Genomic DNA, 12,798 nt, shown 5'->3' with positions numbered 1-12,798 from the left:
AACGCCGCAATTCACTACATCAAATATGGCGGTAGGGCTGTATGGATTTTAAAGATTATTATGCCGCTCTGGGTGTCGAACCCACGGCCGATATTAAAACGATCAAAACCGCGTATCGCCGGCTGGCGCGTAAATATCATCCCGACGTCAGCACCGAGCCCAATGCCGAAGCTAAATTCAAAGATATCGCCGAAGCCTATGAGGTGCTCAAGGACAGCGCCCGTCGCGCCGAATACGATGAACTGCGTAAATATGGTCAGGGCGGGCGCTTCGAGGCACCCCCCGGCTGGCAGCCCGGCGGGCGCGCCGGCGGCCAGGCGCAAAACGATTTCGAGCCGCGTGACTATTCCGATTTTTTTGAATCGGTGTTCGGCGGCCAGGCCCGTGGCGGACAGCGCGCCCGCGCGCCCAGGCGCGGCCAGGATGCTGAAATTGAGGTGGCGGTATTCCTGGAGGAAACCCTTGAGGAGCACCAGCGCACCATCAGTTATCAACTGTCGGCCCCGGTTGAGCGCGGGCGGCAGGGCGCGCCGATCGGCAAAACGCTGAAGGTGAAGATCCCCGCCGGCGTCAGCGACGGCGATCGCATCCGCATCAAAGGACAGGGGCCCGCGGGCAGCAACGGCGGCGACAATGGCGACCTTTATTTGGTTATCCGCATCGCCCCGCATCCGTTATTTGACATCGACGGCAACAACCTGCTGGTCACTTTGCCCCTGGCCCCTTGGGAAGCGGCGCTTGGCGCTAAAGTCACGGTGCCCACGCTCACCGGCAAGATTACCCTTACCGTGCCGGCCAACAGCCAGACCGGCCAGCACCTGCGCGTCAAGGGCAAGGGCCTGGTGAATAAGCAGGGAACCGGCGATTTATATGCTTTGATTAAAGTGGTGATGCCGCCGCAGGCCGACGATCGGGCCCGTGACCTGTGGACGCAGCTCGCCGCGCAATGTGCGTTTAATCCTCGTGCGGAATGGGAGTAAAAGGCCATGACCGATGTCAGGGTTACCCTGGAAATCACGGAAATTTGCCAAACAGCCAGTATTTCCCGGGACGAACTGTTAGAAGTGGTGGCGTTGGGCATTATTGCCCCGCAGGATAACTCAACCGACGACTGGCGTTTCGAGCCGGCGGCGTTGCGGGAGCTTAAGCGGGCGCAGCGCCTGCGCCAGGATTTGGAGCTGGACTGGGCGGGCATTGCGCTGGCGGTGAACCTGCTTGACGAAATCTCCCGCTTAAGAACGGAGAACCGGCGTTTGCATCAGCGCCTGGACCGCTTTCTGATGAAATAATTGGCCGGCGACCCGGCCGGTTACCCCCCTCTTTCAGCCCTGGTCCAGGGCTGATATCATTTATTGCCTTATCATTTATCTTCAAATGGTTGAACGTGTCTAATTCGCCGGTGTCCTATAACCGGTCATAAACCATCCTTATGTGGCCCGGTGGGGTTTTAACCTGACTGTTAATTCTATCAGCGGAGCAACGCCATGAGAGCCTTGGTGGTATGTCGGGATAATATCGGCGATACGTTGTTGACCACTCCGCTCATCCGCGCCCTGGCCAGGGAAGGCGGCTACCAGGTCGATGTCCTGGCAAACAGCTACAATGCCGGGGTGCTGGCGCGCAATCCCGATATCGGCAATATCTACGTCTATCAGAAAAGCCACCATCGCGGCGCGGGCGCATCCCGTCTCGGTATTCTCCTGCGCCGGATAAAAATCATGTGGCTTATCCGCCGTACGCATTACGATATTGCCGTGATTGCCAAAAGTCGCTGGGACCGGCGGGTATTAAAATGGGGCACATTGTCGGGGGCCGCCAGGATCCTGGCCCTGGGCGAACTTTCCCATCCGATGATTACCGATTTGGTCACGCCGCCGCCAGGGAGCCGGGAACATCTGGTGCAGCGATTTCACCGTATGCTGGCCCCCCTGGGGCTACGCTCGCCCGCCGGACCACTGGTGCTTAACGCAGATCCGGCCGCGGTCGACGCGCTGTCGGCACGTTACGGCATCGAGCCCGGCCAGCCGGTCATCGGGCTGCAAATCAGCGCCCGCAGAATTCTGCAGCGCTGGCCCGAGGCTCATTTTGTCGCCTTGGCAAGGCTCATCGCCGCCGCCGGTCCCGGCAGGATCATCCTGCTCTGGTCGCCGGGCGCGGCGGATAATCCCACGCATCCGGGTGATGACGCGTTGGCTGCGCGCATTGTGGCCGCCTGCCGTTTACCTGGTTTGATCCCTATCGCCACCCGATCGCTGGATGAGCTGACGGCGGCCATGCAGCTGTGCGACAGCGTGGTGACCAGCGACGGCGGGGCGATGCATATCGCGGCCGGATTGGGCAAAGGCATTGTCGCGTTATTCGGCGACAGCGATCCGGTATGCTGGGCCCCCTGGCGGGTGCCGCATATGGTTTTGCTGGCAGAGGATAACAATGTGGCGTCTCTGACACCCGAACGGGTGTATCAGGCGTTGCGGGGGCTCAGGCCGGAAGCGCGCTAGTTTTCCTGCCGCGGCCATCTGCCGGCGCGGGCGGCCGAGACCAGCATCGCCAGGGTTAATGGCCGCGGACCGTCTGGCGGCGCAGCACCGATGCTCAGGCCCAAATGCTGCATTATCCTGATGGGGATCGGGCGGTTGTTTTCCGGGAAATAGGCCAAATGGTCGTAGTGGCTGGCGTCGACCTGGAAAAGCAGAAAAAAGTCGTTCATCAGGTGATCGAATTCGTCTTGGGATAAATTCAGATCCTCGCGCAGGGAAAAGGCCGGGCACAGGGGCTTGCTCCGGCCCCAGATATCGGGCTGGCGAAACGGGCTGATAAAATCGAATACCTGCTGGCGCAAATCAGGTTCCATAATGGTATTCGCTCATTGCCAGATCCGGCGTGTTGTCCTGGCCGCGGCGGTAACTTCGGCGCACGGCGGCAAAAACTTCATCGACGGTAATGGCCGTCATCGGGAACGGGCTGTTGGCCAGGTCCGGCGCCAGCGTGTGCAGCGGTTTATAAAACACATGGTGCAGGTGCTGGTCCTGGTAGGGCCCGGTATACAAGGGATTGGCGGTCACGAACAAGCTTACGGTCCGCACCTGCTGCGCAATCGCCAGATGCAGTGGCCCGGTATCGCCGGTTACCAGCGTATCAAAAGTGGTTATCGCGGCGGCAAGTTCCAGCAGGCTGGTTTTACCCACCAGTGAAATTACCCGGCGCCGGTTATCAGCCGGTATCAGGGCCATAAAGTCATCGACCAGGGATAACTCGTTCTTGCCGCCGATAAGCACCACGTCAAGCGTTGAATCCTGATCCATCAGTTTGCGGCTTAACGCGGCGAAGCTCGCCGGCGGCCAGCGCCTGAAATCCCGCGAGGCGCCAAGCTGGAAGCCGACGCGAACCCTATCCAGGGGTTTTGCCTGATGCGGGATGACCACTGGAATCGCCATCCGCACCGCGGTCGTATCGCATCCCAGGGGTTGCAGCAGATTCAGCTTGCGTTGCACGGTATGTCCCTCGAATTTTTGCGAGTAGGCGGTGAGCCAGGGGTTGAGCGCCGGGCTTTCGCTGCCGTAATGATCGCGAAAGATGTAACGGCATCCGGCCAGTACCACGCTTAGGATATCGTAAGGAAAATAGGAGTGCAGGATCACCGCCAATTGCGGACGCAGGCGACGTAATTTATAGATAAAATAGATAATATTATTGAACTTATTGTTCCAGTATATGACCTCGTCAAACAGCGCGCTGTTATGTACCAGTTCCTTATTTTTCGGGCTGGACACCAGCACCAGCCTGGCATGGGGGAATTTTTTCCTGAGCGCATGAATTGCAGGGGTATTAAGAATTAAATCGCCTAGCGCAGTAGTGGAATAGATGACAATACAACTAATGTCATTATTGTTGCACTCGTCCGCCCGGCCTTTTTTATAGCCGCTAAAAAAAGTGTAGCAAGAGAGTATCTTGTTGATAATATTGATCTTATTTCTTTTCATAGCGTTATTTTATTAATAAGAGAATTAAAGGCATAATAACATAACCTGGCCAAAAAATATTCGCTATTATTGCCAGGAAATCGTTAAATTCGTAAATGCTGATGGCAAAACGGAGCGGCCAGAAGAACAGGGTATGCCATTTTTATCGCCAAGTTAAATTAAATAATTTTATATGTTACTTAAATGGCGTTTATACCAAATGCTCCATGAGCTTGTCCTTGGAGGGTTTTTATTTTGGTAAGTTCAATTAATTTTAATTTTAATAGTAACTCTGTCATAAATTAAATAGGGTTTGGCATATCTTGCAATAATATCTGCTTAAATCCATGAGTAACATTACATAATCTACCCGTGAGTTATTTATTCACCCTGTGACTCGACCCGGTCTGGGGCAAAGCAACATTCGTTACAAAAAAAATGTGATATAACCCCATTTTTTGGAGGTACATCACACTTTTAGTGTGATCTGCTTCTAAGTTCTTGCCTTTTTTATAGTCAGGAAGGACTATTGTTACCGGTAACATTTTTTCTTTAGGAGTCAGCGCGTGATCGCACAAAAAAGAACTACCGTCAGGACCGGCGGCGCCATGACCGGTATGGCGGATAAGGCAATATGAGTACCTTAACATTGATTATCACCGCCATCGGGTCGGTGCTTATCCTGCTGTTCCTGGTGATGAAAGCGCGTATGCACGCGTTTGTCGCCCTGCTGTTGGTTTCCGTGGGCACAGGTATCTTCTCCGGAATGCCGCTGGAAAAAATTGCCGATACCATGCAGGCGGGCATGGGCGGGACGCTGGGCTTCCTGGCCATCGTCGTCGCTCTGGGGTCGATGTTTGGCAAGGTTTTGCATGAGACCGGCGCGCTGGATCAAATCGCCGGTAAAATGGTGAAGTGCTTTGGCGAAAGCCGCGCCTTTTTGGCTATGGGCATCGTGGGATTAATTTGCGCGTTGCCGCTGTTTTTTGAAGTGGCGGTCATGCTGCTGATTGGCGTGGTTTTTGCCGTCGCCCGCCGTACCGACGGTAATTTGGTTAAGTTATTGGTGCCGTTATTTGCCGGCGTCGCGGCGGCGGCGGCATTTTTGCTGCCTGGTCCGACGCCAATGCTGCTCGCCTCGCAGATGCACGCGGATTTTGGCTGGATGATTGCCATCGGCCTGATGGCGGCAATCCCGGGCATGCTGTTGGCCGGTCCGGTATTCGGCAGCTTTATCAGCAAGTCTGTTTTTATCCCGGTGCCGGCGGATGTCGCTGAACCGCAGCTGAAAACGGGCGAGCTGCCGTCGTTTGGTTTTAGCGTCTCGCTGGTGCTGTTTCCGCTGATCCTGGTGGGGTTGAAAACCATCGGCGTGCGCTTTGTGGCCCAGGGCGGAACCATGTATCGCTGGATGGAACTGGTCGGTCACCCGTTTATCGCCATCCTGCTCGCCTGCCTGGTGGCCATCTACGGTCTGGCTTATCGCCAGGGCATGAGCAAGGATAAGGTGATGGAGATTTGCTCGGCGGCGTTGCAGCCGGCGGGCATCATCCTGCTGGTGACCGGCGCCGGCGGGGTATTCAAACAGGTATTGGTGGATTCCGGCGTAGGGCCGGCGCTGGGCAATGCCCTGATCAGCACCGGACTGCCGATTGCCGTGGCCTGCTTTGTGCTGGCCGCCGCCATCCGCATTATCCAGGGGTCCGCCACCGTTGCCTGCCTGACCACCGTCGGCCTGATTATGCCGGTGGTCGCGCCGCTGGGGTTCAGCGGCGCGCAGATGGCGGCGCTGTCGGTATGCATCGGCGGCGGCTCCATTGTCTGCAGTCACGTCAACGATGCCGGCTTCTGGCTGTTCGGCAAGCTGACCGGCGCCACCGAACTGCAAACGTTAAAGACCTGGACGGTTATGGAAACCATTCTCGGCACCACCGGCGCGGTGGTGGGCATGATTGCCTTTGCCTTGCTATGATTCCCTCCACGCGGCTTTGCGTCCATAGCCGCGCAAGAGGATGCCGATAGCCACCGCGTAGGCGGGTGCAAATCACACTGTCCGGATAAGACATCTGCCCGCCGCCGGCAATCATTCTTGCCGTCGGCGGGCAGCGCTAATCAGAAGCGATAACCCACGCCCGCGTTAAACCCATTGATTGCCAGTGATTTATGATTATCGCTGGCTTTGAAATGGGAGCCTTCATATCCCACATCCAGCGTCAGGTTTGAAGTGGGGTTAAACTGCACACCGGCTCCATACATCAGGGACGTATTTTTATAGTTAGCCTGGGTTTCTCTTATTACCTTTCCTGTTTTATCATAAGCCTTGCGGTTATAGTCCAATTTATTAAAGTTAACCCCAGCCAGGCCATAAATACTGATAAATTCATTGAATCGGAAAGCCGGGCCGGCGGCAAGAGACAGATAACGGAATTTTTCTTTTTCTTCGCCGGTGCGATAGTTCTGTTTAGGATCAAATGCGGAGTAAGAATCATTGGCGCCCATAAACGTCATGGAAGTAATAATACCGACCGGACTCTCCCCTTCATAACGATACTTGAGATTCGCGCCTTTGGGACGGGAGTCTAAAATTTTACTCTGCGCATACCCCAAAGACAGGGTATGTTCATTAGCGGCGGCGGCAAAACTGGTTCCCAGGGTCGCGCAAGCGGCCAGCGCAAGGCATATTTTTTTCATTATCTCATCCTTAATTAATTTATAAATTAAATATATGCAATTGTTCAATAGTGTTATAACGCGTGAGTATAATAACGTGTTTGAGGGCGAGAATTTTAAACGAAACGTTACACTGAGAAAGAATAAATAAAAATCACCGGGTTAAATTGAACTTCTTGGTAATGCATGTTCATAAAATTGCTTATTAAAGTATTAAGTAATGTATTAACAAGAGAGGATGTTGCCATAAAATTATATTATTTTTATGATTAACCTCTATTGCCTGAATTAAAAAAAGATGACGTCTGTGCATTATATTCCATGCCCCGGCCGCGGTTGAGAGGACCTGGCATCCGCCTTCGACCGTCATTGCCGCTCTCCGCTGTCGAAAGCGGTCCTCGCGCCGGGATGTCCCTGGCGCAACAGCCTTGACAAAATCTGAAAACCACCTCGACACTGGCGTCGCGATTTTTTATAATGGCCATTAATTATTCAATCACCGCAGTTTGGGCCAGAGAGGATGTCATGAGCATTGAACAAGCAGCATGTCTGAAGAAGGGTCGTGGACGCCCTAAGCAGTTTGACCGCGACATCGCTTTGGACAAGGCGCTGGAAATGTTCTGGCGGCATGGTTATGAAGCCACCTCAATGGCCGATTTGGTCGAGGCCACCGGCGCCAAGGCGCCGACGCTGTATGCCGAGTTCGGTAATAAAGAAGGGTTGTTTCGCGCGGCGGTGGAACGCTACGTCAGCAAATTCGCCGAGAAAGGCAAAGCCTTGCTGACACGCCCCGGCAGTTCCATCACCGAAGCCGTGGAAGGTTTTTTCCGCGCCGCGGCGGCCACCTTTACCGATAAGAGCCTGCCTTCAGGGTGCTTTATCATCTGCACGTCGGCGGCGTTGTCCGCCTCCTCGGAGGATGTCGCCGAATTGCTGCGCACGCGCCACCATTTGCAGGAAAATACGCTGCGGGAATTCCTGCTGGCCCGCCAGGCCCAGGACGAACTGCCCGCCGGCACCAACATCCCGGCGTTGGCGAAATATCTGGCCTGCACGCTGCAAGGCATGTCGGTCCAGGCCCGGGACGGCGCAACCCAGGAAGATTTGGACAGTATCGTTTCCACGCTTATGGCGGTCTGGCCGGAATTAATCCGCATCGGCGCGGACTTCAGGCTGCTTGCCGCCGTCGAAGCCTGACTTTTACCCCCGGCGGCCCGTCGGCGCAGCCTGGCCCCCCACCCTTGGCGCGCCGGCCAGGGGGCGTGTACATCCCCCGCCGTGCGCTGGTCCGTTTTACACGGCTGCCTGCGTGATACCACTGATTACCCCAGCATTAATTTTTGCGCCAGCGTACGCATTTCCGCCGCCGGATTATGGCCGATCAGCATAAAATGGTGCTTTTGCGCGCTCCAGTACACCACGTTCATCTCCAGGCGGACTTCGCTTTGCGCGCCGCGGTTAACCGCGCGATCGGCCGTGGTAATACAGAACGCCAGTGGGCCATGGCTAGGGTCCAGATAGGCGATTTGCGCAATGGGCTGGCTATCGTAACGCAGCATCCGGGCAAACTTCAGCTCTATCCCCGGCAGGGACAGGCGTGAAGGCTCAAGCGCCAGGCCCAGCTTGGCGCCGATAGTGCGCAGCTGCCGGTGTTGCAGCGCCATGGATTCGGGCATGTCGGCAAAGGTTTCATTGGTATAAAGCGACATATACTGCGCAACCAGGCCGCGCCAGTTGCCCTCGGGCGCTTCGCCTTCTCCCAGCCCCGCCGACAGCCGTCCGGCCACGCCGCCCACCGCCAGGCACGCTATCGCCGCCGCGATCAGCTGGCGCCGGCTGACGCCATTCCCGCGCGCAGACGCCGCCGGCAATGGTGAAGACCCGGCGTACAGCGTTGCCAGCCCGGCCTTTAAGCGGGCCACCGGCGCCTGTTCCAGCAGGCCGGCATAAGCCGCGCCAAACGGCAGGCTGGCGGAATCCAGATGGGCCAGACGCGCCGCCAGCCGTGGGTCCCGGCTGACCTGCTCCTCTATCTGACGGCGTTGTTCCGCGCTGATTTCATTATCCAGGTAAGCCACCAGGGTTTCATCGGAAAACGGCGGAGCCGGGTGTTGTTGTGTCATTAAAAATCCCCCTCTGCCACGATCCGTCCTGACGCGACGGCGGTGTCGTTTGCCAACCGTTGCCGGGCGGTCGCCAGTCGGCTCATAATAGTGCCGATAGGTACGGACAAGGTATGTGCCGCTTCCTGATAGGTAAAACCTTCCACATAAACCAGGAATACCGCATTGCGCTGCGCCTCCGGCAACCGGTTGACCCGCGCCATGACTTGATTCGCCCAAATAGCATTCACCGCGCTATGGTCGTCGGTTGGAACATCGGCGCCATCGATATCAACAAATCCCTGGCCCTGGCGGATTAACCGTGACCTGATCTCATTGACCCATATTGAGTGCAGAATCGTGAACAGCCAGCGATCCAGGGTGGTGCCGGCGGTAAACTGCCCCGCACGCTCCAGGGCGCGCACGCAGGTCGCCTGCACCAAATCATCGGCGATATCCGGTTTGCGCGATAACACCATGCCGTAGCGCCAAAGGCGCGCCAGATGGTGCTCCAGTTCGCCTCTGATCTCGTCTGCTTTCACACTTATCCTCTCACTGCCGGATGCGCTGCCTATAGCTCGGGGTGGCCGTCAATGGCCGCCGCCAGATCGCGATATTCCTCGCATCCGGTACCGCACAGGGTCTTGATCGTGGCCAGCTGTTCCCTGGCCAGGTCCGGACGTCCCTTGATCATATAGGCTTCGCCAAGATATTCGCGTACCTGGGCATAATGCGGATCGAGGGCGATCGATTTCTGATAATACCCGATGCCCTCGTCGGTGCGCCCCAGCTTGCGGGTGGCGTAACCGCGATAATTCCAGGCCCGGGCGGTATTGGGCTGCCTGAGGGTATTCAATACTCCCAGCGCCTCGTCATAACGCCCGGCCTTGGCCAGGGAATAGGCATACCGGGCGCGATCGGCGTCGGATAGCATGCCGCCTTTATCCACCATGCAGCTTTTGGTGCGTGAATCGTAGATCTGTCCCTTGGGACAGGTGGGCGTCGTGGCCGAACTGTCGCCCATGGCGTTCGCCGCGCCGGACAGCAGCAGCATGACGCCGCCCGCCAGCGGCAGGACGCGTTTTTTTAATACCCTTACAGTCGCTGCATAAGTCATGGTTGGTACTCCGGTGGTTAAGGGGCGGATATCCGGACGTTATTCTGCCGGCGGGAACATTCTTTTCAGCGTATCGTCGCGCAGAACGTAGTGATGGAATAACGCCGCGCAGGCATGCAGGCCCGCAAGGATGATAATGGTCCACGCGGTATAGAAATGCAGCATGCCGAACGTACGGCGCAGCATGGGATCGACGCCGAAAATATCAGGAACAGGAAACAGGCCGAAAAACAGAAAAGGTTCGCCCTGAGCCCACCGGAACAGAAAGCCCAGGGTAACCTGCCCGATCAGCAGCAGGTATAGCGCCCAATGGGTCAGCTTGGCGATACGGTGCAGCCATAATGACGACGAGGCGGCGGGTAATCGTTTCCCGGCCGTACCCCGCCAGATAAGCCGGGCGACAATCAGAGCGGCGAGCATGATACCGAAGGAGATGTGCAGCGACTGGAGCCCTTTACGCCAGGGCGTACCGCGCTCCAGTTGCTCCCATATCTGCGAGCTGGCAAAAAGAAAAATAACGATTAACGCCGTTGCCCAATGCAACGTGATGGTCCATTTATCATAGCGTCGCGAGGGCGTTTTTTCCGACGCGGAAGGTGTGGTTGACATACCTGTATCCTGATTGCCTGGTTGGAATACAGAGTAAACACCTCATCGTGGCAATTTATTCGCTTTTTATAAATTATTTTTCTCACCGGCCTATGACGCTACGGCGTGCTCCCGGCCGCGCTGATAGACCGCCAGATGGGTATAGGCGGCGCAAAGCAGGGGAGTGGCGAGCCCGGCGCGCTGGCCTATTGCCACCAGATCGCCCAGCACCTGCTCCGCCTCCACCTGGTAACCCTGGTTCATATCCCGGTACATGGACGAGGTTTGCGCTGAATTTTTCTGAGTCAATAACGCGGTGGTATGCGCGATATAGTCTTCGCGCCGCTGATAGCCCGCCGAGGTTATCACCGTCAGTATCTCGTTTATCATCGCGCGGGCGAACTGTTCCCCGCCCGGGGCCGCGGCCACCTGGCCGATATTGCCGCGCATCAGGCAGGTAATGGCGCCGAGGCTTGCCAGCAGCAGCCATTTTTCCCACATATCGTTGATGATGGTGGTGGATAACCGGGAGGTAAAACCCGCATCCTTGAACAGCGCATCAAGCCGGCTGATGCGATCGGACAGCGAGCCGTCCAGTTCGCCGTAGGTGAATTCATGCAGCGGGCTTAATTGCACGACCCGTCCCTGTTCGTCAAGGGTGGCGGCTATTTTGCACAACCCGCCGATAACCGCCTGCCCGCCGAAGCGGTCGATGAGGATCTCCAGATGCTTCATGCCGTTGAGTATCGGCATGATAATCGTATCGGCGCCCACCGCCGGGGCAATATCGTTAAGCGCCGCTTCCAGGCCGAAGGCTTTTACCGTTAACAGGATGACGTCAAAGGGGCGGTTGATTTGCGCAGCGGTTATCAGCTGCGGTTGCAATGACGTCTCGCCTGTGGGAGTGACTAACCGCAGGCCGTGATGGCGCAGCACATCGGCACGCTTGCCGCGCACCAAAAAAGTCACGTCGCGTCCGGCCTGGGCCAGCCTGCCGCCAAAATAACCTCCGGTAGCGCCTGCGCCGACAACTAAGATCCGCATAGTATTCCCTTCTTATTGTTAAATAGTGAAGAACCCCATCATCCGCCAGAAATGGGTGAGGATGCAACTCAGCGCGCGGACATCCCAGGCATCGCATAACCCGGTCTGGGATGGGGCCTGCGCCAGGGAGCGGACAGGATACGTTAATCTAAACGCAATGCATGGCGTTAAGAAAATATCTTTCTAGCGGTTGATTATGAAAAATACTACCGTGATAATCCACGCTATTCAGTCTCAATAGCCAGCGTCAGGCCGGGATTTATATTGCGGCGGCAATTACCGCGGGATTATTTTCGCCACCTGCTGTTTGATCCGGTCTGGTCATGAAAATGTCATTTTATTCAATTATAATGAATTTAATAATATGATTTTAAAATAAAATATATTATGCCATTCTTAATAGATTATTGAATCGTATATGTTGACGCTTGGCGGTAAAAGTGCCGGCCGACCTGTTAATCGGCGCATGATGGATGACCCGTCATTCGATCTGATAATAATGTCATCGATAAGATAGTATTCAAAAGTTTTGATAATGTTATATGAATTAATATTAGCGGAGATAAGAAATGAAAATCATCCAGATCACCGACAGCCACCTGCGTTCAACGCCTGGCGCGACGATCCATGGCTATAATACCTATGAGGGGTTAACCTCGGTGATAGACGTTATTATTGACCATCATAATTTTGCATGCGAAGCACTGCTGGTTACCGGTGATATCTCTGATGACGGTTCTCACGCGTCTTATCGGCTCGCGCTGCAACAGATGAAAAGGCTGAGTCTGCCGATTTATTATTTGGGTGGTAATCATGATAACGCAATAAATCTGGCTGCGGTATTCGGCGCGGAAAAAAACGTCGGCAAGATAGAGGCGTTGTTATGCGACGATTGGCAATTTATCTGCGTCGACACCGTACAAAATAACCAGGACAGCGGTTTCCTGTCCGCGCAGGCGCAGGAGACATTGCGCAGGAAAATCGCCGGCGGTGAAAAAAATAATATCGCATTATTTATGCATCATCACCCCGTTGCCGTAGGTATACCTTTGGTCGATGATTGCATGCTGCTTAACGGCGAAGACATTATCGCCCTCTGTCAGGCTCACGATGAAATCAAGGCGCTGTGCTGCGGCCATGCGCATACAGAATATCAGGAAATACAAAATAATTGCATGATAAGCGTATGCCCGGCGACCTCGTTTCAATGGCAAGACGGCGCCAGAACACTACTCACGGAAAATAAGCGCGGGTTCAACATCCTGGAGTTCGGCGCAACCTATCAGGCCACAACCTTTTTTATATGACTGCCGTTAAG

General features: G+C 55.4%; 14 protein-coding genes. 6 read left to right on the top strand and 8 right to left on the bottom strand.

The features are described 5' to 3' along the window. Positions 1 to 41: 41 nt before the first annotated feature. The 3 genes from cbpA to ACL2XF_RS17750 all read left to right on the top strand — a co-directional run bounded on the left by cbpA (position 42) and on the right by ACL2XF_RS17750 (position 2,498). Positions 42 to 980, top strand: coding sequence for a curved DNA-binding protein (gene cbpA, locus ACL2XF_RS17760; RefSeq protein WP_410012354.1), 939 nt, complete (start codon positions 42 to 44; stop codon positions 978 to 980). 6 nt (positions 981 to 986) lie between these two features. Next, complete coding sequence (locus ACL2XF_RS17755) at positions 987 to 1,289, top strand: chaperone modulator CbpM (protein ID WP_410012353.1); 303 nt, start codon at positions 987 to 989, stop codon at positions 1,287 to 1,289. Positions 1,290 to 1,484: 195 nt separating this feature from the next. Continuing rightward, positions 1,485 to 2,498, top strand: coding sequence for a glycosyltransferase family 9 protein (locus tag ACL2XF_RS17750; protein ID WP_413727264.1), 1,014 nt, complete (start codon positions 1,485 to 1,487; stop codon positions 2,496 to 2,498). On the opposite strand, the gene ACL2XF_RS17745 is transcribed toward ACL2XF_RS17750, so the two are convergent. Both ACL2XF_RS17745 and ACL2XF_RS17740 read right to left on the bottom strand, forming a co-directional pair. Next, positions 2,495 to 2,851 carry a DUF1493 family protein gene (locus ACL2XF_RS17745; protein ID WP_410012350.1) on the bottom strand — a complete coding sequence of 119 codons (357 nt, stop codon included), beginning with the start codon at positions 2,849 to 2,851 and terminating at the stop codon, positions 2,495 to 2,497. The genes ACL2XF_RS17750 and ACL2XF_RS17745 overlap by 4 nt on opposite strands. Continuing rightward, positions 2,841 to 3,980: a glycosyltransferase family 9 protein gene (locus tag ACL2XF_RS17740; protein ID WP_410012349.1), complete on the bottom strand. Its 1,140-nt coding sequence runs from the start codon at positions 3,978 to 3,980 to the stop codon at positions 2,841 to 2,843. The genes ACL2XF_RS17745 and ACL2XF_RS17740 overlap by 11 nt, the downstream gene beginning before the upstream one ends. A 613-nt stretch (positions 3,981 to 4,593) precedes the next feature. On the opposite strand from ACL2XF_RS17740, the gene gntU reads away from it, so the two are divergent. After that, the gene (gene gntU / locus ACL2XF_RS17735) at positions 4,594 to 5,931 is read left to right on the top strand and encodes a gluconate transporter (RefSeq protein WP_410012348.1); all 1,338 of its coding nucleotides are present in this window, start codon (positions 4,594 to 4,596) and stop codon (positions 5,929 to 5,931) included. A 140-nt stretch (positions 5,932 to 6,071) separates the two neighbouring features. Here gntU and ACL2XF_RS17730 read toward each other — a convergent pair whose 3' ends face one another. Then, positions 6,072 to 6,650 carry an Ail/Lom family outer membrane beta-barrel protein gene (locus tag ACL2XF_RS17730; protein WP_413727263.1) on the bottom strand — a complete coding sequence of 193 codons (579 nt, stop codon included), beginning with the start codon at positions 6,648 to 6,650 and terminating at the stop codon, positions 6,072 to 6,074. A gap of 504 nt (positions 6,651 to 7,154) precedes the next feature. Between ACL2XF_RS17730 and ACL2XF_RS17725 the strand changes: the two genes are divergently transcribed. After that, the gene (locus tag ACL2XF_RS17725; protein ID WP_410012346.1) at positions 7,155 to 7,826 is read left to right on the top strand and encodes a TetR/AcrR family transcriptional regulator; all 672 of its coding nucleotides are present in this window, start codon (positions 7,155 to 7,157) and stop codon (positions 7,824 to 7,826) included. A gap of 125 nt (positions 7,827 to 7,951) precedes the next feature. Here ACL2XF_RS17725 and ACL2XF_RS17720 read toward each other — a convergent pair whose 3' ends face one another. The 5 genes from ACL2XF_RS17720 to panE all read right to left on the bottom strand — a co-directional run bounded on the left by ACL2XF_RS17720 (position 7,952) and on the right by panE (position 11,480). Further along, a complete protein-coding gene (locus ACL2XF_RS17720; RefSeq protein WP_413727261.1) occupies positions 7,952 to 8,752 on the bottom strand; it encodes an anti-sigma factor family protein in 801 nt (266 codons plus the stop codon). Beyond that, a complete protein-coding gene (locus ACL2XF_RS17715; protein WP_410016643.1) occupies positions 8,752 to 9,279 on the bottom strand; it encodes a sigma-70 family RNA polymerase sigma factor in 528 nt (175 codons plus the stop codon). The genes ACL2XF_RS17720 and ACL2XF_RS17715 overlap by 1 nt, the downstream gene beginning before the upstream one ends. A gap of 23 nt (positions 9,280 to 9,302) precedes the next feature. Next, positions 9,303 to 9,785, bottom strand: a complete 483-nt coding sequence (locus tag ACL2XF_RS17710; RefSeq protein ID WP_413728829.1) for a tetratricopeptide repeat protein — start codon at positions 9,783 to 9,785, stop codon at positions 9,303 to 9,305. A 102-nt stretch (positions 9,786 to 9,887) separates the two neighbouring features. Continuing rightward, positions 9,888 to 10,457 carry a cytochrome b gene (locus ACL2XF_RS17705; protein ID WP_410012344.1) on the bottom strand — a complete coding sequence of 190 codons (570 nt, stop codon included), beginning with the start codon at positions 10,455 to 10,457 and terminating at the stop codon, positions 9,888 to 9,890. 90 nt (positions 10,458 to 10,547) lie between these two features. Continuing rightward, on the bottom strand, positions 10,548 to 11,480 hold the full coding sequence (gene panE, locus ACL2XF_RS17700; RefSeq protein ID WP_413727260.1) for a 2-dehydropantoate 2-reductase: 933 nt from the start codon (positions 11,478 to 11,480) through the stop codon (positions 10,548 to 10,550). 569 nt (positions 11,481 to 12,049) lie between these two features. Between panE and ACL2XF_RS17695 the strand changes: the two genes are divergently transcribed. Further along, the gene (locus ACL2XF_RS17695) at positions 12,050 to 12,787 is read left to right on the top strand and encodes a metallophosphoesterase (protein WP_413722000.1); all 738 of its coding nucleotides are present in this window, start codon (positions 12,050 to 12,052) and stop codon (positions 12,785 to 12,787) included. The last annotated feature ends 11 nt before the right edge of the window (positions 12,788 to 12,798 follow it).

Source organism: Sodalis sp. RH19, from assembly GCF_047324215.1.
Lineage (GTDB): Bacteria > Pseudomonadota > Gammaproteobacteria > Enterobacterales > Enterobacteriaceae > Acerihabitans.
This window is presented reverse-complemented; position numbering and strand designations above follow the sequence as displayed.